We start from the raw sequence: 23,941 nt of genomic DNA, 5'->3' as shown, positions 1-23,941 counted from the left end.
CGTGAAGAAAAAGCCCGCCGTCGCTGCGGGCTTTTTTGTGGGGGCAGGAATTTGCAGAGCTCGGGGGCTCTGCCCCGCCTACAGGCGCGGGATGACTGATCAGAAAGTGCGCAGCAGCTCGGGCAATTCGCGCAAGCTGGCGATCTCGGCGTCAGGCTGGTGGCTGTGGTCCCAGGCCTTGCCCTGCGGGTTGTACCAGATCGCCCGCAGGCCGGCCTGCTGGGCGCCGGCGATATCGTCGCCGGGGTGGTCGCCGATGTGCACGGCCATGCCGGCTTGAGCCTTGCCCAGGCGCAACGCCTCCTGGAACGGCCGTGGGTCGGGCTTGCCGATTCCCAGGTCCTCGGCGCACAGGGCGAAGGCGAAAAAATCCATCAGGCCCAGGCGGCGCACGTCGGCATTGCCGTTGGTAACCACGCCCAAGGTGTAATGCCGGCTCAGGACCTCGAGGGTCGGCAACACGTCGGCAAACAATTGGACCTGATGCCGCGCCTCGAGAAATACCTCGAAGCTGCGCTCGGCCAGGTCCTCGGCTTCGGCCTGGGCATAGCCGGCCTCGTGCAGCGCATGAAACAGCACGCGGCGGCGCAGCGCACTGATGCGGTGCCTGTAGCTGGGGTCGGCGTCGACCAGCCGCGTGCGAATGGCGAACAGATGTTCCACCGGGATAGCGCCCAACTTCGGTGCGTGCTCTGCCAGCCAGGTGCGCAGCACGGCTTCGGCGCTGACGATCACCGGCGCGGTGTCCCACAAGGTGTCGTCGAGGTCGAAGGTGATCAGCTTGATGCTCATGATTCACTGTCCTTGCTGCGTTTGGCTCGAGGGTGGGCGCTGTCGTAGACAGTGGCCAAGTGCTGGAAGTCCAGGTGGGTGTAGATCTGCGTGGTGGCGATGTCGGCGTGGCCGAGCATTTCCTGGACCGCGCGCAGGTCCTGGGAGGATTCCAGCAGATGGCTGGCGAAGGAGTGACGCAGCATGTGCGGGTGCAGATTCTGCCCCAGCTCGCGGGCGCCGGCGCTCTTGACCCGCAGCTGGATGGCTCGCGGCCCGAGGCGGCGGCCCTGTTGGCTGACGAACACCGCGCCGTCGGCCGGCCCGCTCAGGGCGCGCATGGGCAGCCAGGCCTGCAGCGCTTCGCGAGCCTTGCGCCCGACCGGCAGGATGCGCGTCTTGCTGCCCTTGCCGTGCACCTGCACCAGGCCGTCGGCGAGGTCCAGCTGGTCGAGGTTGAGGCTGGTCAGCTCGGAGAGGCGCAGGCCGGAAGAGTAGAACAGCTCGAGCATGGCCTGGTCGCGGCGGGCGAGAAACTCGTCCTCCACGCCGCCGTCGAGCAGTTGCAGGGTGCGGTCGGTGTCCAGGGTCTTGGGCAGGCGCCGCTCGCCCTTGGGCGGGCTCAGACCGTTGGCCGGGTCATGGCTGCACAGGCCTTCGCGGTTGAGGTAGCGGTACAGGCCGCGCACCGCCGACAGCAGCCGTGCCAGGCTGCGTGACGACTGCCCGTGCTGATGCTGGCGCGCTACCAGCCGGCGCAGCTGCTGGATGTCCAGCGCACTCCAGCTGGCCAGCTGCTCTTTCTCGCAGAATTCCAGCACCTTGTGCAGATCGCTGCGATAGGCCTGCAGGGTATGCGGCGACACCTGGCGCTCGCTGCGCAGGTACGCGCAATAAGCCTCCAGCTGCGCCTGCATGCTCAGCGTACCGAACGCAGGGCGTGAGTGAAGCGCGGCAGTACGCGGCTCAACACCTCGGCGATGTGGCCGAGGAACAGGGTGCCAACGCTGCTCTTGTAATGCTGCGGGTCGCGGCTGGCGATGGCCAGCACACCGTGCAGGCCCTGGTGCATCAGCGGGGTGAGGGCGGTGGAGCCGATCTGCCGGCGCTGTTCTTCACCAAAGAGGAAGTCCAGCTCGTGCTCGCGCAGGCTGCCACTGACCGCCTTGCCTTCGCGCAACAGGGCGCCGATGGCCTGGTGGGCTTCGGCGCTGCTGACCACGCGGCCCACCGGCGCCGGGGTTTCGCTGATCAGGATGAGGCTGACGAAAGGCACCTGGAAGTCGTTGCGCAGGCTGTCTTCGACGGCGATCACCAGCTCGTCGAGGCTGACGGCGTCGAGCAGGGCGAGAATCAGCCGGCGCGACTTGTCGAACAGGCGGTCGTTGTCGCGCGCCACGTCCATCAGTTGCGACAGCCGATGGCGCAGCTCGATGTTGCGCTCGCGCAGCAGCTTCATCTGCCGCTCCACCAGCGACACCGTGTCGCCGCGCTGGTGGGGCAGGCGCAGGCCCATCAGCAACTCCTCCTGCTCGACGAAAAACGCCGGGTTGGCCTGCAGGAAGCGGGCGACCGCTTGCGCCTCGAGCACGGGCGGCACGTCATCCGAAGCTTGTGAGTCGGGCGTTGTCGCGTTGGCTTGAGGCTTGTCGGTCATGCTGGGCGCTCACTCATAGTCGTACCTGTCCTTCGTAGACCCGCACCGCCGGGCCCGTCATCATCACCGGCTGGCCGGGGCCGCGCCATTCGATGGTCAGGCGCCCGCCGGGCAGGTCGATGGTGGCTGGCGAATCCATCCAGCCCTGGCTGATGGCGGCGACCGCGGCCGCGCAGGCGCCGGTGCCGCAGGCCTGGGTTTCCCCGGCGCCGCGTTCCCATACCCGCAGTTTGGCACGGCTGCGGTCGATCACCTGCATGAAGCCGACGTTGACCCGCTGCGTGAACCGCTCGTGGTGTTCCAGGCGAGGCCCCAGTTGATGCACGGGCGCGCTGTCGATGTCGTCGACGCGCAACACGGCGTGGGGGTTGCCCATGGACAGCGCGGCCAGGTTCAGGGTCTGGCCGTCGACCTGCACCGGGTAGCTGAGTGCCTGCTGCTCAGCCTGGAAGGGAATCTCGGCCGGGGTGAAGCGCGGCGGGCCCATGTTCACGCAGATCTGCCCATCGTTGCGCACGTCCAGCTCGATGATGCCGCTCTTGGTTTCCACGCGGATCAGCTTCTTGGCGGTCAGGCGCTTGTCCAGCACGAAGCGGGCAAAGCAGCGCGCACCATTGCCGCACTGCTCCACTTCCGAACCGTCGGAGTTGAAGATGCGGTAGCGGAAGTCTACCTCGGGGTTGCTCGGCGCCTCCACCAGCAGCAGCTGGTCGAAGCCAATGCCGGTGTGGCGGTCGCCCCATTGCTTGGCATGCTTGGGCTGGATGTGCGCGTGTTGGCTGACCAGATCCAGCACCATGAAGTCATTGCCCAGCCCGTGCATCTTGGTAAAACGCAGCAGCATGGGGTTACTCCGGCAGCAGGCTTTCGCCAGCGAACAGCTCTGCCACCGTTTCCCGGCGACGCACTTCAAAGGCCTGGTCACCATCGACGAGGATTTCCGCGCAGCGGCCGCGGGTGTTGTAGTTCGAGCTCATGACGAAGCTGTAGGCGCCCGCCGAATGCACGCTCAGCAGGTCGCCTTCGGCCAGGGTCAGCTGGCGGTCCTTGGCCAGGAAGTCGCCGGTCTCGCAGATCGGCCCGACCACGTCGTAGGCGCGCCCGGCGCCTTCGCGCGGCTGCACCGCCTTGACGTCCATCCAGGCCTGGTACAGGGCTGGGCGGATCAGGTCGTTCATGGCCGCATCGACGATGGCGAAATCCTTGTGCTCGGTGTGCTTGAGGTATTCGACGCGGGTCAGCAGCACGCCGGCGTTGGCGACGATGAAGCGCCCTGGCTCGAACACCAGGCCCAGCTCGCGGCCTTCGAGGCGCTGGCGCACGGCCTGGATGTAGTCGGCCGCCAGCGGTGGCTGCTCGTCGCGATAACGCACGCCGAGGCCGCCGCCCAGGTCGATGTGGCGCAGGTGGATGCCGCAGTCGCCGAGGCGGTCGATCAGGCCCAGCAGGCGATCGAGGGCGTCGAGGAAGGGCGGCAGGCTGGTGAGCTGCGAGCCGATGTGGCAGTCGACGCCGACGATTTCCAGGTTTGGCAGCTGCGCGGCGCGGATGTAAACGTCTTCGGCGGCGGCGATGTCGATGCCGAACTTGTTCTCCTTGAGGCCGGTGGAGATGTACGGGTGGGTGCCGGCATCGACGTCCGGGTTGACGCGCAGGGAGATCGGCGCACGCACACCCAGGTCGGCGGCGACCTCTTGCAGGCGTTCGAGCTCGTCGGTGGACTCGACGTTGAAGCAATGCACTCCCACTTCGAGGGCGCGGCGCATGTCTTCACGGGTCTTGCCGACGCCGGAGAAGACCACGCGGTCGGCGCGCCCGCCGGCGGCCAGGACACGCTCGAGCTCGCCACCGGAGACGATGTCGAAGCCGGCGCCCAGGCGCGCAAGCACATTCAGCACGCCGAGGTTGGAGTTGGCCTTGACGGCGAAACACACCAGGTGCGGCATGCCCTGCAGGGCATCGGCGTAGGCGCGGTACTGCCCCTCGATATGGGCGCGGGAGTAGACATAGGTGGGCGTGCCGAAGCGCTCGGCCAGCGCGGCCAAAGCGACCCCTTCCGCGAACAGCTGGCCGTCGCGGTAGTTGAAAGCGTCCATGGGGTTCCCTTACATGCTGTGTTTGTGCGAATCGGTTTGCGACATGCCTTCCGGGTGTTTGCTGCCGTCAGGCAGGAACAGCGGGCCCTTCTGGCCGCAGGCAGAAAGCAGGCAGGCAACCGCGACAAGCGCAGCGAAGGAAGAGATCAGGCGCTTCATGGCGAAATCCTTTGTAATAAGCATCAATTGGGCCGGAGTATACCGGCGAGCCACGCGATTTGCCTATGCAGCTGCCCCGATGGCCCGACGGCGGGCTGTCGTTATCCTTTGCAATCAGGCGCGTGCCCTCGTATCTTCCCGCGCTGTGATAGAACTGCCCAACCCGAGGATCCCGCAATGAGTTTGAGCGAAGCCGATTTTCATGATCTGGTCGATGCCACCCAGCAAGCGCTGGAAGATATCTTCGACGAGAGCGGCCTGGACGTGGACCTGGAGAACTCCGCGGGGGTACTGACCGTCAAGTTCGAGAACAGCAGCCAATTGATCTTCAGCCGTCAGGAACCGCTGCGTCAGCTGTGGCTGGCGGCCCGCTCCGGTGGCTTTCACTTCGACTATGACGAAGACAGCAAGGCCTGGATGTGCGACTCCAGCGATGAGCTGCTCAGCGAAATGCTCACCCGCGTCACCCTGGAGCAGGCCGGCGTGGAGCTGGACTTCGACGAAATCTGACCATGACTGCTCCGCGTGCGCCCAAGCCCCTGTATTCCAATATCAACCCCGCGGTCGAGTCGCCGTGCGTGAGCCTGTGCAAGCTCGATGACGAGCGCGTGTGCATGGGCTGCTTCCGCCATGTGGAAGACATCCGCGAATGGCGCTCGGCGGATGATCAGCGCCGGCGTGAGATCAAGGCCCAGGCCGAGCAACGGCGGGCTTTGGCCCAGGGTTGAAGATCAAACCTGCCTGCGGCGTCTCGGGGCTTTGCCCCTCCCGCGCCTGGGCTACAACTCATCCATCGCCCGGTTCAGCGACTTCTCCAGCTCGGTCTTGTAGCGCAGGTGCAGGTTGGTCGAGCCGATGCCCTTGCCCAGCAGCCCGGTCAGGTCGACGTCGGTGATGTAGCAGGGGTAGTGCTCGGTCTCGCTGCGCTGGCCGAGAATCTCTTCGGCCACCCGGGCGAACAGCTGATCGCCGTAGTCCAGCTGGGAAAACTCCCGTTCGTTGCAATACAGCGTGACCTGCACCTGGCCGCCGGCAGCGCCGCGGCCGATGATCGCCTGCACGTCATAGAACGGCTTGCTCACCGGCGTGGCGGGCGCGGCCCGGGGTTCCAGGCGCCCGGCGCGGCTGTTGGGCTGGGCCTCGATGCGGTAGAAGAGGATTTCGTGGATCGCCGAGTGCCGCGGGTTTTCCGGCTCGATGATCGATTCGCGGCGCTGCAGGGTCGACTCGAAGAAGCGCTGCAGATGAATCAGCAGGTTGTTCTCGTCATGCAGGTGCACCCGTTGCTGCCACAGGGCGTTGTGCTCGTCGAGCACGTAGAGGTCGGCCTGGGTGCCACGCAGGCGATAGAACACCTGGATGCATTCGGGCTGGGCCTGGGGCAGCAGCAGCGCCAGGTCGCTGTCTTCCAGGGCCTTGGGGTCCAAATACAGCGGGCTGTAGCTGGCCAGTTCGCGGCCCAGGTATTCGAGCAGTTCGGCCATCGACGCCAGGGCCACGTGAGTGACGTTGCCGGGCACCAGGTGCAGGATGTGATAGTGCTTCTCCACCTGGATCAGGTAGCGGTAGCCCAACCGCGTGCGCAGCAGCTTCTGCGAGTTGCGCAGCAGCATCTCCACGCGCTGGGCGATGGCCGGGGCGCGGTTGTGGCAGAAGCAGCGCACCTTGACCACGGTCGGCGCGAGGTTCTCGGGCAGGGCGTTGAGGTAGTCGCGCAGGCACTCGAGCAGGGCGTGGGGGCCGTCGTGGCGACGCACCTGCAATTCGTTCCAGCTGTTGAGCACGGCCTGGTCGAGGGTCAGCACCAGGTTCTCGCGGGCCCCGGCGTAGCTCAGCGAGTCGGTGCGCTCGGTGGTCATGAGGATGTTCAGGTCGCGGTGATGCTTGAGCGGGTCGACGCCGATGTTCACCAGCAGCAGCACCTGCATCGGCACCGCCGGGGTCAGCAGCTGCTCTTCGGGCACCGTGCTTAGGGGGAGCGGAATGCTCTGCTGCAGGCTGTGGATCAGGTTGAACAGCTCGAACTCGGTCAGGTCGCTGCTGCCGGGGTGCAGCGCCAGGCGCGTGGTGCTGTCGATCACGCCGTTGCGGTGGCTCCAGGTCAGCAGTTCGAGCAGGTGCCGGCAGCGCTTGAAGGGCGCGAAGCGCTCCCACTCGTAGGCGCCGAGGCTGCCGTTGTACAGGCTCCAGTGGGTCAGGCCGGGCTCGCGCTTGTCCGGCGCCTGGACCAGGGTCAGGGTGTCTTCGGCCAGGTCCGGGGCGATGCCGGGGTTGATCACTTCGATCTTGTTGGCCTTGCGCTCGAACGCCGCATACAGGCGCCGCCCCAGCACGTTGAAGTCGCGCTTGTTGATCAGGCTCGCGCCCTGCTGGTTGCGCGCGAACTGGGTGAGGAAGCGGTAGCTGTAGTTGAGCTCGCGCACCACCATGCGCCGTTCGCTGACCACCTGGCGCACCTTCCACTGGCCGCGGCTGTCCAGCGCTTCGAGCTGATGGCCGTCCCAGCCCCATTCCTCGGCCAGCCGCGCCACCAGTTCGCGCTGCCAGTTGTGCGTGCGCTGGCGCGGCCCGGTGAGGCGCTTGTTGACCTTGAGGTAGAAGCTGCGCCGCACCAGCTCCAGGCGCTCGAGCTCGCCGCGCCCGCGCAGGTATTCCTCGATGCGGCGGTACACCACCATGTACGGGTCGAGTTCGTCGAGGTCCAAACGGTTGGCGAACACCTGCTGTTTGAAGCGCAGGCTCAGGCACTGCACGTTGGGGTGCTCGCTGGCGTAGACCTCGGTCAGCAGCAGCTTGAGCACCGACTTGTAGGGCGACTCCAGGCCCTTGTACAGCTGCCACAGGCCGGCGCCGATGAATTCGCCGGCGGGAATGTGCGCCATGTGCCCGAGGTCGAGCATCTCGTCCTCGCGAATGAAGCGCTTGGACAGCAGGGTGTGCACGTATTGCGGGTAGCGCGCCTCGTCGTAGACCGGCACCAGCCACCACAGTGGCGTGCGCCCGGCGACCCAGATGGCGGTGCGGTAGAACTCGTCGAGCAGCAGGTAATGCTGGGTCGAGCCGCAGTTCTCGGTGCTCAGCTCGTCGGCCCGTTCGCCCTTGGCGAAGCTTTGCGTGTCGATGAGGAAGTAATGCACCTCGGCGCCCTGGGTTTCGGCCCAGGCCTCCAGCAGGCTGCATTTCTTGCGCAGTTCTTCCAGGGCCGGCTCGCCCAGGTCCGGGTCGTGGCACACCCACACATCCAGGTCGCTGTTTTCAGCCTGGGCCAGGGTGCCCAGGCTGCCCATCAGGAACAGGCCCTGGATCGGCCGGGGCGCATGGGCCGGGCGCGTGCGGTAGGAAAACGAGCGGGTCAGGCGCTGCACTTCGGCCAGCTCGTCGGCCTCCGGCTCGTAGCGCGAGATGCCCGCCGGAGTGGCGCCCGAGACGTAGCCGGGCAGCAGTGGATGGTTGACGTGAAACAGCAGCGGCATCAGCTTGAGTACCAGCTGCTGGCGCGTCGACAGGCCCTCCACCGCCCGCGCCATGCGTCCTTGGTTGAGTTTCATGAAGCGCGCGCGAAGCTTGGCCAGGACCTCACGGTCGACCCCTTCATCCAGGTTGGGACGGATTTCGTAATCGCGCGTCATTGGGCATTCAAGGCGACAAAACTCGCTGACAGTCAAGGAAAGACAGGCTGTTCAGGGTTATCGGCGGCGTGCCGCGAAAATGAAGGGCGATGGCTAGCTATTCGCCAGCCTTTTCCCCAAGGCTGGCGAAACAGGGGAGGGGCGAGCGTGCGGGATTCAGGCCGCTTCGGCGACGTTGAGGATGGTCAGCAGCGACTGCGCATGGCCGGCCGCGTCCAGGCCCAGGCTGGTCAGGTAGCCGCCATCGGGTTGGGTGGTCAGCTCCTTGTCATACAGGCGCTGGGCGGCAGCGACCGCCTCTGGCGAGGCCGTGTGGTGGATCTTCAGCCCCTCGCGGGTGTTGCTAAGGTTGTACAGCGCAAGGATTTCCAGTTCGGCAACCAACTCGGGGGTATACGACATAGGGACTCCAGACTTTTCTTGGAATGGGCCTGGGCTGCCGACAGTGGGCCGGGTGGGCCGAGGACTTTTCCCAGTGTAGTCGGGGTCTGCGGTTTATGCCGTGGTCGCGCGGTTATTCGTCGCCACCTTGCAATTGTTCGGGCAGGGTCGGCAGCGCGCGCAGGGCGGCTTCGTACCAGGCGGTGTCGAACGGCCGATCGGCTTCGAGCATGGCGTCGATCTCGACCGCCAGCACCTGGGCCATCACGTCGAGGATTTCTTCGCGCTCCCAGCCGACCAGGGTCAGCTTGTTGAAGGTGGCCTTGGTGGCCGGCGGGTTGTCGCTGTCGATCTGGTTCTGGATGGCTTCGATCAGGGTGTTGTCGACGAAATCCTGGTCTTCTGCGGTGTTGATGTCGTTCATGGCGTGTCCTCGGGTTGGGCAGTGTCGCCCGTTATCCTGCAGGCCCGAGCGAGCTCGGGCCTGCAGCATCGGTCAGCGGCTGGCGAGCAACGCCTGGCCACGCTGCACGGCCGCACGCACCTGCGCCGGCGCGGTGCCGCCGATGTGGTTGCGGGCGTTCACCGAGCCTTCCAGGGTCAGCACGGCGAACACGTCCTGCTCGATCTGGTCGCTGAACTGGCGCAGCTCTTCCAGGCTCATCTCGGCCAGGTCCTTGCCGCTCTGCACGCCGTACTTCACCGCGTGGCCGACGATTTCATGGCAGTCGCGGAACGGCAGGCCACGGCGTACCAGGTAGTCGGCCAGGTCGGTGGCGGTGGAGAAGCCGCGCAGGGCCGCCTCGCGCATCACCGCAGGGCGCGGCTTGATGGCCGGGATCATGTCGGCGAAGGCGCGCAGCGAGTCGCGCAGGGTGTCGGCCGCGTCGAACAGCGGCTCCTTGTCTTCCTGGTTGTCCTTGTTGTAGGCCAGCGGCTGGCCCTTCATCAAGGTCAGCAGGCCCATTAGTGCGCCGAACACACGGCCGCTCTTGCCGCGCACCAGCTCGGGCACGTCGGGGTTTTTCTTTTGCGGCATGATCGAGCTGCCGGTGCAGAAACGGTCGGGCAGGTCGATAAACTGGAATTGCGCGCTGGTCCACAGCACCAGCTCTTCGGAAAAGCGCGACAGGTGCATCATGGCGATACTCGCCGCCGAGCAGAATTCGATGGCGAAGTCGCGATCCGAGACGTTGTCCAGCGAGTTGCCGCCCACGGCATCGAAGCCCAGCAGCTGCGCGGTGTATTCGCGGTCGATGGGGTAGGTGGTGCCCGCCAGCGCGGCGCTGCCCAGGGGCATGCGGTTGGTGCGCTTGCGGCAGTCGACCAGGCGTTCGTAGTCGCGGCTGAGCATTTCGAACCAGGCCAGCAGGTGGTGGCCGAAGGTCACCGGCTGCGCGGTCTGCAGGTGGGTGAAGCCGGGCATGATGGTCTCGGCTTCGCGCTCTGCCTGCTCCAGCAGCCCCTGTTGCAGGCGAGTGATCTCGGCCAGGATCAGGTCGATCTCGTCACGCAGCCACAGGCGGATGTCGGTGGCGACTTGATCGTTGCGGCTGCGCCCGGTATGCAGTTTCTTGCCGGTGATGCCGATGCGGTCGGTCAGGCGCGCCTCGATGTTCATGTGCACGTCTTCCAGATCCACGCGCCACTCGAAGCTGCCGGCCTCGATTTCGCCCTGGATGGTCTGCAGCCCGGCGACGATGCTGTCGCGCTCGGCATCGGTCAGCACGCCGACCTTGGCCAGCATGCTGGCGTGGGCAACCGAGCCCATGATGTCGTGGCGATACAGGCGCTGGTCGAAATTGACGGAGGCGGTGAAGCGCGCGACAAAGGCGTCGACGGGTTCACTGAAGCGGCCGCCCCAGGACTGGTTGGTCTTGTCAGTGCTCATGAATGGGCTCGTGGAAGGCGTGATCGGGAAATTGCCTGCAATAATAACAGGGTTGCCTGCCTGCCGCAGGCGCCGCCAAACCAAGCCGGGATGTCTGGATTGAAAACCACACGCAAGGAAGTCTCCGAGTTTTTTCTGCCGGAACTGTGCCTGCCGCCGGCGCTGCTGATGCTGATTCTGCTGGCCGAGCTGCTGGTACTGGTGCTGGTGCTGTCCGAGCCCATGACCCAGGGCTTCAACTGGGTCCGGCTGGGCCTGACGTCCTTGTTCGTGCAGTGGATTGTGCTGCTGTCGGCGGCCCTGCTGTGTGGCCTGCGGCCCTGGCTGGCGCGGCTCGCTGCCGGCGCTGCCGGGGTCCTGTGCTGCCTGCTGGTGGTGCTGCTGACCCTGCTGGGCACAGCAGTGACCGATTATTTCAAGCTCGGCAGCGTCACCGCCGACCCTGTCGAGGTCAACCGCTACCTGCGCCATGGCTTGATCGGGCTGATCATGTCCGGGTTGCTGCTGCGCTATTTCTACCTGCAGAGCCAATGGCGACGTCAGCAGCAGGCCGAGCTGCAGGCGCGCCTGGAGGCGCTGCAGGCGCGGATCAAGCCGCATTTCCTGTTCAACAGCCTCAACAGCATTGCCAGCCTGGTCGTCATCGATCCGCTCAAGGCCGAGCAGGCGGTGCTCGACCTTTCCGACCTGTTTCGGGCGAGTTTGAGCCGCCCCGGCAACCTCGTCAGCTGGGCCGAAGAACTCGAGTTGGCAAAACGATATTTATCGATTGAGCAATATCGTCTCGGCGAGCGTCTACAGTTGGACTGGGGGATCGATTCAATACCTGACGATCTGCCGATCCCCCAACTGACACTGCAACCGTTGCTGGAAAACGCCTTGATCCATGGCATCGCGCCGCGAATAGACGGCGGAGTGGTGAGCGTCCAGGCCAGCTACACAGGGGGGGAGTTCATATTGTGTATCAGTAACCCGTATGACGAAGCCCTGCGGCCAGGGCCTTCGGGGGGCACCCAGCAGGCACTGCTCAACATCGGTGCCCGACTTGCGGCACTTTTCGGGCCACGCGCGACTCTTAGCGTGGATCGCCGTGACGGTCGTCACTTCACCTGTCTACGCTATCCATGTGCGAGACTCACGCAGGAATCCAGCGCTATATGAATGTCCTGATCGTTGATGACGAACCCCTTGCTCGCGAGCGCCTTACCCGCATGGTCGGCGACCTCGAGGGCTACACCGTATTGGAACCTGGCGCTAGCAACGGCGACGAGGCCCTGAGCCTGATCGACAGCCTCAAGCCCGACGTGGTCCTGCTGGACATCCGCATGCCGGGCCTCGATGGCCTGCAAGTGGCCGCGCGCCTTTGCGAGCGCGACACGCCGCCGGCCGTGGTGTTCTGCACAGCCCATGACGAGTTTGCGCTGGACGCCTTCCAGGTCAGCGCGGTCGGCTACCTGGTCAAGCCGGTACGCGCCGAGCATCTGCTCGAAGCCCTGCAGAAGGCCGAGCGGCCCAACCGCGTGCAGCTGGCGGCGTTGACCCGGCCGGCCGCCGAGACCGGCAGCGGTCCGCGCACCCACATCAGCGCGCGGACGCGCAAGGGCATCGAGCTGATTCCCCTCGACCAGGTGATCTATTTCATCGCCGACCACAAGTACGTGACCTTGCGTCACGAGGGCGGCGAAGTGTTGCTCGACGAGCCGCTCAAGGCCCTGGAAGACGAGTTCGGTGATCGCTTCGTGCGCATCCATCGCAACGCGCTGGTGGCGCGTGAGCGCATCGAGCGCCTGCAACGCACGCCGCTGGGGCACTTCCAGCTGTTTCTCAAAGGGCTCAATGGCGATGCGCTGATCGTCAGCCGACGGCATGTGGCGGGCGTGCGCAAGATGATGCAACAGCTGTGACGGTACTGTGACCTTGCGGCGCGGTGGGCGGCGTTCCGCTGGAACGTCCCTGCGGGTATGATTCGGTCTTTACCTTGTCCGGGTCGATCCATGTCAATTCGCGAAATCCGCATCGCCACGCGCAAGAGCGCCCTGGCCCTCTGGCAGGCCGAGCACGTCAAGCAGCGCCTTGAACAGGCCCACCCTGGCCTTGAGGTCAGCCTGGTGCCCATGGTCAGCCGCGGCGACAAGCTGCTGGATTCGCCACTGTCGAAAATTGGCGGCAAGGGCCTGTTCGTCAAGGAGCTGGAAACCGCATTGCTGGAAAACCAGGCCGATATCGCGGTGCACTCCATGAAGGACGTGCCAATGGATTTCCCGGCGGGCCTGGGCCTGTACTGCATCTGCGAGCGCGAAGACCCGCGCGATGCCTTCGTCTCCAATACTTATGCAAGTCTCGAAGCCCTGCCCACCGGCAGCGTGGTCGGCACCTCGAGCCTGCGCCGCCAGACACAATTGCTCGCACGCCGTCCTGACCTGCAGATCCGCTTCCTGCGCGGCAACGTCAACACCCGCCTGGCCAAGCTCGATGCTGGCGAATACGACGCGATCATCCTCGCCGCCGCTGGTTTGATTCGCCTGGGCTTCGAGCAGCGCATCACCGCCAACCTTTCCATCGAACACAGCTTGCCGGCCGGTGGCCAGGGCGCAGTGGGCGTGGAGTGCCGCACCGCCGACCTGGACATCCACGCCTTGCTGGCGCCGCTGCATCATGCCGACACCGACGTGCGGGTGCGCGCCGAGCGCGCGATGAACAAGCACCTCAATGGCGGCTGCCAGGTACCGATCGCCAGCTATGCCGTGCTGGAAGGCGAGCAGCTGTGGCTGCGCGGCCTGGTCGGGCAAACCACCGGCGGCCTGCTGCTGGAGGCCGAGCAACGCGGCCCGCGGCACTCACCCGAAGCGCTCGGCGAGGCGGTGGCCGAGCGATTGCTGAGCCAGGGCGCCGGTGCGATCCTGGCCCAGGTCTACGGCGAGTCGGGCGCGGCGGGCGACGAGTGACGGCCTGGCGGCTGCTGCTCACCCGGCCGGCCGAAGACTGCGCGGCCATGGCCGCCGAGCTCGGCGAGTCGGGTATACACGCCAGTTGCCTGCCGCTGCTGGAAATCGAACCGCTGAGCTTGAGCCTCGAACAGCTGGCGCCACTGCAGCAGCTGGCCAGTTATCATGCAGTCATTGTGGTCAGCAAGCCGGCCGCCAGGCTGCTGCTGGCGCAGCTGGCCGAGTTGCCCCAGGGCCCGGCCTGGTTCACCGTCGGCGCCGCCACCGGCAGCCTGCTGGAGCAGCGCGGCGTGACCCCGAATTGGGCTGCGCAGGGTGATGACAGCGAAGCGTTGCTGGCCCTGCCGGCGCTGCAGGCAGCGACCCAGGCCGCTGGCGCGCGGGTGCTGATCGTGCGCGGCGAAGGCGGCCGCGAAACCCTGGCCGACACCCTGCGCGGCGCGGGGGTCACAGTCGACTACCTGCAACTGTACCGGCGCCGGCTGCCTGGGTATGCTCCGGGCTGGCTGGCCGCCCTGGTCCAGGCGGAACGCTTGAACGCGCTGGTGGTCAGCAGTGGGCAGGGTTTCGCGCACCTGTGCCAGCTGGCCGGGGCGCAGTGGCCGGCGCTGGCGCAACTGACCTTGTTCGTACCGAGTCGGCGCGTGGCCGAACAGGCCCGCGCGGCCGGTGCGCAGAATATCGTGGAATATCGCGGCGTGAACGCCGCAGCCCTGTTGACGGCATTGCGCGACAACCCGGTGCCCACCCCTTATGCAAAGGATGGATACGTGAGCGAGACAGTATTGCCTAAAGAGCTGCCACCCAAAGAGCCAAAGGAAAGCCTGAAGTCACCGGGCGCCAACCTCGGCCCCGGAACGCCCGCACAGCCACCTCGTGCGGGCTCAGGACGTGGCGCCAGCGGCCTGGCGTTGCTGGCGCTGTTGCTGGCGGTGGCCGGTGTCGGCGCCGCCGGTTGGGGGGTGTGGCAGGTCCGCAGCCTGATGGCGGGCCACGAGCAGCAGGCCGGGCAGTTGCAGGAATTGCGCCTGCAGGCTCGTTCTCTGGGGCAGGGTGAAGAACAGCTGAACGCTCGGCTGTCGCAACTGCCGGCCGCCGATGAGCTCGAAGAGCGTCGCCGGCTGGTGGCGCAGTTGCAGGGCGACCAGCAACGCCTGAGTCAGCGCCTGGAAACCGTGTTGGGCGCCAGCCGCAAGGACTGGCGCCTGGCCGAGGCCGAACACCTGCTGCGCCTGGGCAGCCTGCGGCTGGCAGCGTTGCAGGATGTGAGCAGTGCGACCTCGCTGGTGCAGGGCGCCGACGAGATCCTGCGCGACCAGGACGACCCCGGCGCCTTCGCCGCCCGCGAGCAGTTGGCCAAGAGCCTGGCAGCACTGCACAGCATCCAGCAACCGGATCGCACCGGCTTGTACCTGCAACTGGCCGCGCTGCGCGAGCAGGCCGCGCAACTGACCGCCCTGGCACCGGAATTCCAGACCCAAGGCGAGGCCCAGCGTTCATTGGCCGCCGGCGAGCAGAGCCGCTGGCGCGTCTGGTGGGACAAGATCTCCAGCTATTTCCGCGTCGATTTTCGTCCGGACGACAACCTGCGCCCGCTGCTGGCTGGCCAGGGCCTGAACCAGGTACGCCTGGCGCTGAGCCTGTCGCTGGAACAGGCGCAATGGGCTGCGCTCAATGGTGAAGCCAAGGTCTATACGCAATCGCTGGAGCAGGCGCGCAGTATCCTCAAGGGCAGCTTCAACGCCGACAACACCCAGAGCCAGGCCCTGCTCGCCAGCATCGACGACCTCAAGGGGCGTCCGGTATCGGTGGTGACCCCGGATCTGAGCACCAGCCTGGGCGCGGTCCAGGCCTATCTCGAACGCCGTCAGCCGGTGGCTGCGGATGAGGCCGGCAAGGCCAAGGACGAGGGTCAGACACCATGAAGAAAGCCTACGCGCTGCTGTTCCTGGCCGTGGTGGTGGCGCTCGGGCTGGGGCTGGCGATTGCCAAGCATCCGGGCTATGTGCTGATCGATTACCCCCATGTGTTCCGCTACGAGTCGGGGCTGTGGTCGACCCTCGCTGCGCTGGCGGCCATCATCGTCGTGCTGGTGATCGCCTGGCTGTTGCTGGGGCTGCTGCTGACTTCGTCCGGGGTGGTCAACCCCTGGTCCCGGCGAAACCGCAGCCGGCGCGTGCAGAACGCCATCGAGCAGGGCCAGCTGGACCTCGCCGAGGGCCGCTGGGCCAGCGCACAACGACATTTGCAACGAGCGGCCGAAGCCGAGCGGGCACCTTTGCTTTATTACCTCGGCGCGGCTCGGGCGGCCAACGAGCAGGGCAAGCATGAGGAATGCGACAACCTGCTTGAGCGAGCCTTGCAGCGCCAGCCGGCGGCCGAGTTGGCCATCGCCCTCAGCCACGCCCAGCTGCAAGTCGACCGCGGTGATGAAGCTGGCGCGCTGCAGACTCTGCAAGTGATGCACGAGCGTCATCCGCACAACGTTCAGGTGCTGCGCCAGTTGCAGCGCCTGCATCAGCAGCGCGGTGACTGGTCGGCGGTGGTGCGCCTGCTGCCGCAGCTGCGCAAGGACAAGGCGCTGCCTGCCGCCGAGCTGGCGGAGCTGGAGCGCCGCGCCTGGGGCGAGAATCTCACCCTGGTGGCTCAGGGTGAAGCCGCCGGCAGCACGGGCCGGGCCGCCCTCGACCAGGCCTGGCAGGAACTCAGCTCGGCCCAGCGCCAGGAGCCACCGCTGGTATTGGCGTATGCCGAGCAGCTGCGCCAGCTGGGGGCGTCGGTGGAAGCCGAGGCCGTGCTGCGCACCTCGCTCAAGCGCCAGTACGACAGCCACCTAGCGCGCCTGTACGGGCTGGTCCGCGGTGAGGACTCGAGCCGTCAGTTGCAGGCTGCCGAGGGCTGGCTCAAGGACCATCCCAATGACCCGGGGCTGCTGCTGACCCTCGGCCGCCTGTGTCTGCAAAACCGCCTGTGGGGCAAGGCGCGCGATTACCTGGAAGCGAGCCTGCGCCTGCAACGCAACCCGGAAGCCTGTGCCGAACTGGCGCGCCTGCTGGCCCAACTGGGCGAGACCGAGCGCAGCAATCAGCTGTTCCAGGAAGGCCTCGGCCTGCTGGACGAGCGCCTGCTGGCGTTGCCGTTGCCGGCTTGATATCGAGGCTGAAAGCTTGCGGGAGGGTCCGCTTGCGGATGCGTGCGCGGCGGCCCGTCGATGGGAGGGGGCAAAGCCCCCGAGAGGCCGTGAAACCGGAGTGATCTTTGACGGCTGAGACGTCCAGTCGGGCGCTGTCGAGGGTTTCCCACACCCCGCGTCCCGATTTTCCTACCTCGGGCTTCTCCATTTCTCTTTCAATGAAAGAAGTTTCCTACAGGATTTGCAGACAAATCCGAGTAATACCGCCTTGAATGCGTTGCAGGCTTTCCACTAACGTTACCGCTTGTATCTACCGTTCTGGATTCGCCATGCTTCCGGCTCGTTCGCGCTCATTGTTTTTTCTGGCTTTTCTGGTATCCAGCGGGGTGTTTTGCGCGACCTTGTATCTACAGTTTTCCGTAGCCCTTTATCCCTGCTCCTTGTATCAAGTGCAGCGTTTTTTCATTGCAGCGTTTGCCATGGTTTGCCTGGTGGCAGCGGCCCATGGCGCAGGCCGGGTCGGCTCGCGCATCTATGCCGCGCTGGCGCTGTGTACGGCCCTGGCTGGCGGCCTCGCGGCAGTCCGACAGTTGTGGCTGCAGGGCCGCAGCCTGGCCCCGGATAGCCTGTGCCGCAGCGACCTGCAGTGCCTGGGGAGCTTGGAGCCGGTGGCCGGCAGCCTGCGCTCGCTGTGGCTCGGCGATGCCCAGTGCGCGCGGGTGAACTGGAGCCTGCTGGACCTCACCTGGCCGGAGTGGAGCCTGCTGGTGTTCGTGGCGATGTTGCTGTTCTGCGCCCTGCAACTGATCCACCGGCGCCGGCCTAGAGCCGTGGGCCTGTAAATGTGGGCCCAGCGATTAAACACTTGTATGAACTTTGTCTCCTGCGTACCTTGATGGCGCTGCCGTGCGGGCATAATCTCCCTGCACGGATACATTGAACGGGCCATTATCACGGCCTGGATGGTCCTGAATTCTTGTTCTCCGACAGCGGTCGGTTGAGCGGCGACATGACCCCAAAAGGGAAGAAAATACCATGCTGGAAAGTTGTCAGAATGCTCAGGAACGCTGGGGTGGGGTGCACCTGCTGATCGATCGCTGGTTGCAGGAACGCAGCGAGTTGATCCGTGCCTTCGACGAGTTGGGTAAAACCTCTGAAGGCCGCGCGGACACACGCGCGGATCTGCAAAAATTCTGCGAAATCCTGGTCGACTATGTGTCGGCGGGGCACTTCGAGGTCTACGAACAGCTGACCAACGAAGCCAAGGCCTTCGGTGACGAGCGCGGCCTGGAACTGGCCGATCAGATCCACCCGCGCATCAAGGTCATCACCGAGTTCTCCCTCGCGTTCAACGATCACTGCGACAAAGGCGACTGTTCCGATGCGCCGAAGCTGGCGAGCGAACTGAAAAAGCTCGGTGGCCTGTTGCACGAGCGCTTCGAGCTGGAAGACTGCCTGATCGAAGTCCTGCACACCTCGCACAAGGCTCTGGTCGAGGCTGCCGAAGCCTGATTGCCGGGCCTGGCCGGCAGCTGTCCGGCCGGCCTCCTCAGTTGGCCACGGCCAACAATTCGATCTCGAAAATCAATGGCGTGTTGGGGGCGATCAGGTCGCCTGCGCCGTCCGCGCCATACGCCAGTGCCGAGGGGATCACCACGCGCCACTTGGCTCCCGCCGGCATCTGCTGTAGCGCGATACGCCAACCGGTAATCACACTGCCCAGGCTGAACCACTGCGGTTGCTGGTTCTGGTCGAATACGGTGCCGTCGGCCAGGCGGCCGACGTAGCGCACCTGCACCTTGCCATCGGCGGCTGGCCGGGCCCCGGAGCCGGGCGTCAGCTCGGTCACCAGTACCCCTTGGTCCAGCACGCGTACCCCAGGTCTGGCCTGTTCTTCAGCCAGCAGCTTCTGCTCGGCCGCCAGCGCGGCATCCACTGGCGAGGCGGGCTGTTTCTGCTCCATCTGCGCATCGTGCTCGTTGAGTATCTGTTCGATACGTTCAGCGCTGAGGGCGAGCGGTTTGCCTTCGTAGGCCTGCTGCAGGCCCTCGATCAAGGCCTGCAGCTGCAGGTCGGGGATCTCCTGATGCAAGCGTTCACCCAGGCTCGCTCCGACACTGTAGGCCAGGTCGTGGGGGGAGGCAGGCGGTGCCGGGTCGGCGGCCAGGGCGGGGATGGCGAGCAGCGACAGGGGCAGCAGATACATGCGCAACATGGGGCTCTCTCTCTGGCAGCTGAGGCTCATTATGCCAGCCGCCGGGCAATGCGTGTCCGTCACGGGCAGCTCTGGCGCCTTGCAATGTGCGCACGGCCCTGCAACGGCAGGCTCCGAATGCTGTCAATAGGCCCTAGCGGCTCGCTGGACAGCAGTCTAGTATGAGCCGTTATCACGTCAGCCAGGAGGTACACATGTCGGCTACCAAGAAGCCCGTAAATACGCCGTTGCACTTGCTCCAACAGCTTTCGGGCAGCCTGCTCGAACATCTGGAAAATGCCTGCACCCAGGCCTTGGCTGATGCTGAGAAACTGCTCGCCAAGCTGGAAAAGCAGCGTGGCAAGGCTCAGGAGAAACTGCACAAGTCGCGTACCAAATTGCAGGACGCCGCCAGCGCCGGCAAAGCCAAGGCGCAGAACAAGGCCAGGGACAGCGTCGGCGAACTCGAGCAGTTGCTCGATGCCCTGAAAGAGCGCCAGTCCGAAACCCGCAGCTATATCGTCGAACTCAAGCGCGATGCCCAGGAAAGCCTGAAACTGGCCCAGGGGGTCGGCAAGGTGCAAGCTGCCGTGGCCAAGACCCTGGAGTTGCGCGCCGCCAAGGCCAAGCCAGCTCCTGCCGCCAAGCCGGTCGCCGCCGCCCGCGCCAAGCCCGCTGCTACCAAGCCCGCTGCCGCCAGCACCTCGGCTACCCCGGCCGCCACGACCAAACCCGCTACCGCGCGCAAGGCACCGGTCAAAGCTGCCGCCAAGCCTGCCGCTACAGCCAAGCCTGCGGCAGCCAAGGTCGCTGCCAGCAAAGCCACTGCCAAGCCCGCTGCCAAGGCGCCAGCTGCCGCCAAATCAGCGGCCGCCAAGCCAGCCATCAGCAAGGCGCCAGCCGCAGCCAAACCTGCCGCTACCAAACCTGCCGCTGCCAAGCCCGCAGCCACCAAGCCCGCGGCCACCAAGGTCGCCGCCAGCAAGGCGCCTGCCGCCAAGCCCGCCGCGCGCAAGCCGGCCGCCAAGCCGACCGCCACTGCGCCAGGTGCCAGCAGCGCCAGCACTCAGGCCGCTGCAGCGACGCCGGCCCCTGCAGCTTCGCCTGCGGCGGCACCTGACAGCCCGTCCTCGTCGAACCCCTCGGCCTAACCCGCCACTATCGCGGCGTGCAGCGCTTGCAGCGCGCCGCGATTGCTTCTCGCCTCGGCCGGTACCGCCTGTTCCAGCCATAGCTCTAGATCCCTGGCAGCCTCTGGTGGCCAGCCGATCGCCAGGCCTTGCAGGCGCACCAGCAACTGCCGTTCGGCTTCCAGCTCCAGTGCCTTGACCTGTTCGCGCAGGGCCGCCAGTTCATCGTTGGTTTGCGCCGCCGCGCGCCATTGCTGGCGCAGATGGCGCAGCGGGCTGACCACGTCGGTCTGCCAGGGGTCGGCCAGCAGTTGCAGGCGCCCCAGGTACTCGCGGCGCCAGGGCACGCCGCGCTGGCCCAGCCAGGCTGCGCTGATCAACACGCAGACGTCAGCGCCCGCCTGCTGCAATTCCAGGCTGGCGGCTTCGACGCCCGGTCGGGCGTACAGGTCCAGGGCAAAGCTCCAGAGGTCCGCGTGCATGCTGCTTCCCCGCTAGGGATAGGTGAGCGGCGCCGTGTGCGGCGCGCGAAAGTTCGGCGCAGAACTGGTAGACTCCCGCGCCATTATGATCCGACTCCAGAACCTGACTTTACAGCGTGGCCCGCAGCGTTTGCTAGAAGACGCCGAGCTGACCCTGCACGCCGGCCAGAAAGCCGGTTTGATCGGTGCCAACGGCGCCGGCAAATCCTCGCTGTTCGCCCTGCTGCTGGGTCAGCTTGCGCCGGATTCCGGCGACTGCCTGCTGCCTGCCGACTGGCGCATTGCCCATATGCGCCAGGAAATCGAGACGCTCGAACGCATCGCCGTCGACTACGTGCTCGACGGCGACGTGCGCCTGCGCCAGATCCAGCGTGAGCTGGCGGCTGCCGAGGCGGCCCATGACGGCACCGCCTTGGCCCGCCTGCACGCGGAGCTGGACAACGCCGACGGCTACACCGCTGACGCCCGCGCGCGCAAGCTGCTGGCCGGGCTGGGTTTCAGCAACGAGCAGATGGACCGCCAGGTCGGCGACTTCTCCGGTGGTTGGCGCATGCGCCTGAACCTGGCGCAGGCGCTGATGTGCCCCTCGGACCTGCTGCTGCTCGACGAGCCGACCAACCACCTTGATCTGGACGCCATCCTCTGGCTGGAAGACTGGCTCAAGGGCTATGCCGGCACGCTGCTGCTGATTTCCCACGACCGCGATTTCCTCGACGCGGTGGTCGACCATGTCGCCCACGTTGAACAGTGCAAGCTGACCCTCTACCGGGGCGGTTACAGCGCCTTCGAGCGCGCCCGTGCCGAGCGCCTGGCGCAGCAGCAACAGGCCTACGAGAAGCAGCAGGCGCAGCGCGAGCACATGGAGAAGTACATTGCCCGCTTCAAGGCGCAGGCGACCAAGGCTCGCCAGGCCCAGAGCCGCATCAAGGCCCTGGAGCGCATGGAGGAGCTGTCGGCGGCGCACGTTGATTCGCCATTCGATTTCGTCTTTCGCGAGTCGCAGAAAATCTCCAGCCCGCTGCTCGACCTGTCCGAGGCCCGCCTGGGCTACGGCGAGACGGTGATCCTCGACAAGGTCAAGCTGCAACTGACCCCGGGCGCGCGCATCGGCCTGCTTGGCCCCAACGGCGCTGGCAAGTCGACCCTGATCAAGAACCTCGCCGGCGAGCTGTCGCCGCTGTCGGGCCGGCTGGTGCGCGGCGAGAACCTGGTGGTCGGCTACTTCGCCCAGCACCAGCTCGACTCGCTGGACAGCAAGGCCAGCCCGCTGCTGCACCTGCAGCGCCTGGCGCCTACCGAACGCGAGCAGACCCTGCGCGACTTCCTCGGCGGTTTCGACTTCCGCGGCCCGCGCACCGACGAGCCGGTGCTGAACTTCTCCGGCGGCGAAAAAGCCCGCCTGGCCCTGGCCTTGATCGCCTGGGAGCGGCCCAACCTGCTGCTGCTCGACGAACCGACCAACCACCTGGACCTGGAAATGCGCCTGGCGCTGACCATGGCCCTGCAGGAATTCAGCGGCGCCGTGCTGGTGGTCTCCCACGACCGTCATCTGCTCAAGAGCACCACCGATGACTTCCTGCTGGTAGCTGACGGCAAGATCGAGACCTTCGATGGCGACCTCGACGACTACGCCCGCTGGCTGGTCGAGTACCGCCAGCGCCAGGCCCAGGCCGTGGCCGGCAGCGTCCCGGTCAACCTCGACAAGACCGACAAGAAGGCCCAGCGTCAGCAGGCAGCCGCGCTGCGCCAGCAGTTGGCGCCGCACAAGCGCGAGGCCGACAAGCTGGAGGCCGAACTGGGCAAGCTGCACGAGCAGCTGGCAAAAATCGAGGCTACCCTTGGCGACAGCGGTATCTACGAAGCCACGCGCAAGGACGAGCTGCGCGAAGCGCTGGCCCAGCAGGCGCGCCTGAAGGTCCGTGAAGGCGAGCTGGAAGAAGCCTGGATGCTCGCCCTTGAAACCCTCGAAACCATGCAGGCGCAGCTCGAAGCGCTGTCCTGAGCCATTCCCACAGGAGATCACCCCATGGCACTGCACACCTGGTTAGCATTTTTCGCGGCGTGCTGGGTGATCAGCCTGTCTCCCGGGGCGGGGGCCATCGCCTCGATGTCCTGCGGCCTGCAATACGGCTTCTGGCGCGGCTATTGGAATGCCCTGGGGCTGCAGCTGGGGCTAGTCCTGCAGATATTCATCATCGCCGCCGGCCTGGGCGCGGTGCTCGCTGCCTCGGCCACCGCCTTTACCTGCATCAAGTGGTTCGGGGTGCTCTACCTGCTGTATCTGGCGGTCAGGCAGTGGCGCGCCGCCCCGGCCGATTTGCAGGACGAAGCCGGCGTGCGCCCGCTGGGCAAGCCATTGACCCTGGTGTTTCGCGGTTTCCTGGTCAACATCAGCAATCCCAAGGCCCTGGTATTCATGCTCGCGGTCCTGCCACAGTTCATCGACCCGCATGCGCCGTTGGTGGCGCAGTACCTGACCATCAGCGTGACCATGGTCTGCGTCGACCTGTTGGTGATGGCCGGCTACACCGGGCTGGCCTCGCGGGTGCTGCGTCTGCTGCGCACGCCGCGCCAGCAACGGCGCATGAACCGCACCTTCGCCGGCCTGTTCGCCGCCGCCGCGACTTTTCTGGCCATGTTGCGCCCCGCCGGGGCCTGAGATCTGTGCAGTGGCTGCACAAGTGTTGTCGGGCCTGTCCCATAGGCTACGCCGGCAGCGCCCCATAGACTTTCGGCTCCCTAACAGCAGGAAGTCCAGCATGTCGATACTCAGCCAACAACCCTCGCGCCGCCTGTTCGGTCTGTGCGCCGCCCTTGGCCTGGCATTCAGCGCCGCAGCCCAGGCAGCGACCCCGAACAACCCACAGCCGACCATCCGTGCCATGGTCGGCGCCCAGCCCATCGATCACCTCGCGGCCGGCAAGACCGCGTTGCTGGTGATCGACTTCCAGAATGAATATTTCAGCGGCCGCATGCCCATCCCGGACGGTGACGCCGCACTGGCCAACACCCAGCGGCTGATCGAATTCGCCGATCAGGCGGCCATGCCGGTCTATCATTTCCAGCACGTGGCGCCCGCCGGTTCGCCGGTGTTCGCCCTGGGCGGCAAAGGGGTAGAGTTTCATCCGAAGATGCAGCCACGGACCCAGGATGTGGTGATGCAAAAAAGCAACGTCAGTGCCTTCGCCGGCACCGACCTGGATCAGCGCCTGAAGGCGGCCGGCATCGACACGCTGTTGATCTCCGGCCTGATGACCCACGCCTGCGTGGCCGGCGCGGCGCGGGATGCGGTTCCGCTGGGTTACAAAGTGGTAGTCGCCTCGGACGCCTCCGCGACGCGCTCGATCACCCGGTTCAACGGCCAGGCGGTGGACAGCCAGGCCCTGCACCAGACGGCGCTGGCGGAAATCGAAGACACCTTTGGTGACGTGCTCGCCACCGATGACATCCTCAAACTGCCGGTGCGCTGAGGT

At 66.0% G+C, this 23,941-nt stretch carries 25 protein-coding genes and 1 pseudogene; 14 read left to right on the top strand and 12 right to left on the bottom strand.

What is annotated here, in order from left to right; all coding sequences use genetic code 11:
• Positions 1-99: 99 nt before the first annotated feature.
• From SFA35_RS24945 to lptM, 6 genes are read right to left on the bottom strand one after another with little or no spacing between them, the layout of a single operon-like run.
• The gene (locus SFA35_RS24945) at positions 100-792 is read right to left on the bottom strand and encodes an HAD family hydrolase (RefSeq protein ID WP_320573779.1); all 693 of its coding nucleotides are present in this window, start codon (positions 790-792) and stop codon (positions 100-102) included.
• Entirely contained in the window at positions 789-1,688 is a 900-nt protein-coding gene (gene xerC / locus SFA35_RS24940; protein ID WP_320573777.1) for a tyrosine recombinase XerC, read from the bottom strand. The genes SFA35_RS24945 and xerC overlap by 4 nt, the downstream gene beginning before the upstream one ends.
• 2 nt (positions 1,689-1,690) lie before the next feature.
• Positions 1,691-2,428: a DUF484 family protein gene (locus SFA35_RS24935; protein WP_320573775.1), complete on the bottom strand. Its 738-nt coding sequence runs from the start codon at positions 2,426-2,428 to the stop codon at positions 1,691-1,693.
• A gap of 13 nt (positions 2,429-2,441) precedes the next feature.
• Entirely contained in the window at positions 2,442-3,272 is an 831-nt protein-coding gene (gene dapF / locus SFA35_RS24930) for a diaminopimelate epimerase (protein WP_320573773.1), read from the bottom strand.
• Between the two features lie 4 nt (positions 3,273-3,276).
• Positions 3,277-4,524 (bottom strand): diaminopimelate decarboxylase, encoded by a 1,248-nt coding sequence (gene lysA, locus SFA35_RS24925; RefSeq protein WP_320573771.1) that lies wholly within the window; start codon positions 4,522-4,524, stop codon positions 3,277-3,279.
• 9 nt (positions 4,525-4,533) lie between these two features.
• Positions 4,534-4,683: an LPS translocon maturation chaperone LptM gene (gene lptM / locus SFA35_RS24920; protein ID WP_320573769.1), complete on the bottom strand. Its 150-nt coding sequence runs from the start codon at positions 4,681-4,683 to the stop codon at positions 4,534-4,536.
• Positions 4,684-4,860: 177 nt separating this feature from the next.
• On the opposite strand from lptM, the gene cyaY reads away from it, so the two are divergent.
• Positions 4,861-5,193, top strand: a complete 333-nt coding sequence (cyaY, locus tag SFA35_RS24915) for an iron donor protein CyaY (RefSeq protein WP_320573767.1) — start codon at positions 4,861-4,863, stop codon at positions 5,191-5,193.
• A gap of 2 nt (positions 5,194-5,195) precedes the next feature.
• Positions 5,196-5,411, top strand: a complete 216-nt coding sequence (locus tag SFA35_RS24910; RefSeq protein WP_414058443.1) for a DUF1289 domain-containing protein — start codon at positions 5,196-5,198, stop codon at positions 5,409-5,411.
• A gap of 51 nt (positions 5,412-5,462) precedes the next feature.
• Here the strand turns inward: SFA35_RS24910 and SFA35_RS24905 are convergent, their stop codons facing one another.
• The 4 genes from SFA35_RS24905 to argH all read right to left on the bottom strand — a co-directional run bounded on the left by SFA35_RS24905 (position 5,463) and on the right by argH (position 10,584).
• A complete protein-coding gene (locus tag SFA35_RS24905; RefSeq protein ID WP_320573765.1) occupies positions 5,463-8,312 on the bottom strand; it encodes a class I adenylate cyclase in 2,850 nt (949 codons plus the stop codon).
• A 156-nt stretch (positions 8,313-8,468) separates the two neighbouring features.
• The gene (locus tag SFA35_RS24900) at positions 8,469-8,714 is read right to left on the bottom strand and encodes a TIGR02647 family protein (protein WP_320573762.1); all 246 of its coding nucleotides are present in this window, start codon (positions 8,712-8,714) and stop codon (positions 8,469-8,471) included.
• A 112-nt stretch (positions 8,715-8,826) separates the two neighbouring features.
• Positions 8,827-9,117: a hypothetical protein gene (locus SFA35_RS24895; protein ID WP_320573760.1), complete on the bottom strand. Its 291-nt coding sequence runs from the start codon at positions 9,115-9,117 to the stop codon at positions 8,827-8,829.
• Between the two features lie 72 nt (positions 9,118-9,189).
• Positions 9,190-10,584 carry an argininosuccinate lyase gene (gene argH / locus SFA35_RS24890; RefSeq protein ID WP_320573758.1) on the bottom strand — a complete coding sequence of 465 codons (1,395 nt, stop codon included), beginning with the start codon at positions 10,582-10,584 and terminating at the stop codon, positions 9,190-9,192.
• A 168-nt stretch (positions 10,585-10,752) separates the two neighbouring features.
• On the opposite strand from argH, the gene SFA35_RS24885 reads away from it, so the two are divergent.
• The 8 genes and pseudogenes from SFA35_RS24885 (at position 10,753) to rsd (ending at position 18,174) form a co-directional block, all read left to right on the top strand.
• Positions 10,753-11,745, top strand: coding sequence for a sensor histidine kinase (locus SFA35_RS24885; protein ID WP_414058566.1), 993 nt, complete (start codon positions 10,753-10,755; stop codon positions 11,743-11,745).
• Positions 11,742-12,488, top strand: coding sequence for a LytTR family DNA-binding domain-containing protein (locus SFA35_RS24880; protein ID WP_320573753.1), 747 nt, complete (start codon positions 11,742-11,744; stop codon positions 12,486-12,488). Before SFA35_RS24885 ends, SFA35_RS24880 begins: the two co-directional genes overlap by 4 nt.
• Positions 12,489-12,578: 90 nt before the next feature.
• Positions 12,579-13,529, top strand: coding sequence for a hydroxymethylbilane synthase (gene hemC, locus SFA35_RS24875; RefSeq protein WP_320573751.1), 951 nt, complete (start codon positions 12,579-12,581; stop codon positions 13,527-13,529).
• A 47-nt stretch (positions 13,530-13,576) separates the two neighbouring features.
• Positions 13,577-14,176 (top strand): annotated as a pseudogene (locus tag SFA35_RS24870) (uroporphyrinogen-III synthase); the annotation flags it as partial.
• Positions 14,177-14,299: 123 nt separating this feature from the next.
• The gene (locus SFA35_RS24865) at positions 14,300-15,454 is read left to right on the top strand and encodes a uroporphyrinogen-III C-methyltransferase (RefSeq protein ID WP_414058565.1); all 1,155 of its coding nucleotides are present in this window, start codon (positions 14,300-14,302) and stop codon (positions 15,452-15,454) included.
• Positions 15,451-16,680, top strand: coding sequence for a heme biosynthesis HemY N-terminal domain-containing protein (locus SFA35_RS24860; protein ID WP_320573749.1), 1,230 nt, complete (start codon positions 15,451-15,453; stop codon positions 16,678-16,680). The genes SFA35_RS24865 and SFA35_RS24860 overlap by 4 nt, the downstream gene beginning before the upstream one ends.
• 254 nt (positions 16,681-16,934) lie before the next feature.
• Complete coding sequence (locus SFA35_RS24855) at positions 16,935-17,504, top strand: disulfide bond formation protein B (RefSeq protein ID WP_320573747.1); 570 nt, start codon at positions 16,935-16,937, stop codon at positions 17,502-17,504.
• Between the two features lie 193 nt (positions 17,505-17,697).
• Positions 17,698-18,174 (top strand): sigma D regulator, encoded by a 477-nt coding sequence (gene rsd, locus SFA35_RS24850; RefSeq protein ID WP_320573746.1) that lies wholly within the window; start codon positions 17,698-17,700, stop codon positions 18,172-18,174.
• 37 nt (positions 18,175-18,211) lie between these two features.
• On the opposite strand, the gene SFA35_RS24845 is transcribed toward rsd, so the two are convergent.
• The gene (locus tag SFA35_RS24845; RefSeq protein ID WP_414058442.1) at positions 18,212-18,877 is read right to left on the bottom strand and encodes an FKBP-type peptidyl-prolyl cis-trans isomerase; all 666 of its coding nucleotides are present in this window, start codon (positions 18,875-18,877) and stop codon (positions 18,212-18,214) included.
• Between the two features lie 194 nt (positions 18,878-19,071).
• Here SFA35_RS24845 and SFA35_RS24840 point away from each other — a divergent pair, with 194 nt between their 5' ends.
• Positions 19,072-20,007 carry an AlgP family protein gene (locus tag SFA35_RS24840; RefSeq protein WP_320573743.1) on the top strand — a complete coding sequence of 312 codons (936 nt, stop codon included), beginning with the start codon at positions 19,072-19,074 and terminating at the stop codon, positions 20,005-20,007.
• On the opposite strand, the gene SFA35_RS24835 is transcribed toward SFA35_RS24840, so the two are convergent.
• Complete coding sequence (locus tag SFA35_RS24835; protein WP_320573742.1) at positions 20,004-20,468, bottom strand: TIGR02444 family protein; 465 nt, start codon at positions 20,466-20,468, stop codon at positions 20,004-20,006. The two genes, SFA35_RS24840 and SFA35_RS24835, sit on opposite strands and share 4 nt — an antisense overlap.
• Positions 20,469-20,553: 85 nt before the next feature.
• On the opposite strand from SFA35_RS24835, the gene SFA35_RS24830 reads away from it, so the two are divergent.
• The 3 genes from SFA35_RS24830 to SFA35_RS24820 all read left to right on the top strand — a co-directional run bounded on the left by SFA35_RS24830 (position 20,554) and on the right by SFA35_RS24820 (position 23,938).
• Complete coding sequence (locus SFA35_RS24830; RefSeq protein ID WP_320573741.1) at positions 20,554-22,470, top strand: ATP-binding cassette domain-containing protein; 1,917 nt, start codon at positions 20,554-20,556, stop codon at positions 22,468-22,470.
• Positions 22,471-22,494: 24 nt separating this feature from the next.
• Positions 22,495-23,127, top strand: a complete 633-nt coding sequence (locus tag SFA35_RS24825; protein WP_320573739.1) for a LysE family transporter — start codon at positions 22,495-22,497, stop codon at positions 23,125-23,127.
• A gap of 100 nt (positions 23,128-23,227) precedes the next feature.
• Entirely contained in the window at positions 23,228-23,938 is a 711-nt protein-coding gene (locus SFA35_RS24820; RefSeq protein ID WP_320573736.1) for a cysteine hydrolase family protein, read from the top strand.
• The last annotated feature ends 3 nt before the right edge of the window (positions 23,939-23,941 follow it).

This window comes from Pseudomonas sp. HR96 (assembly GCF_034059295.1).
In the GTDB taxonomy this organism is placed as follows: Bacteria; Pseudomonadota; Gammaproteobacteria; order Pseudomonadales; family Pseudomonadaceae; genus Aquipseudomonas.
This window is presented reverse-complemented; position numbering and strand designations above follow the sequence as displayed.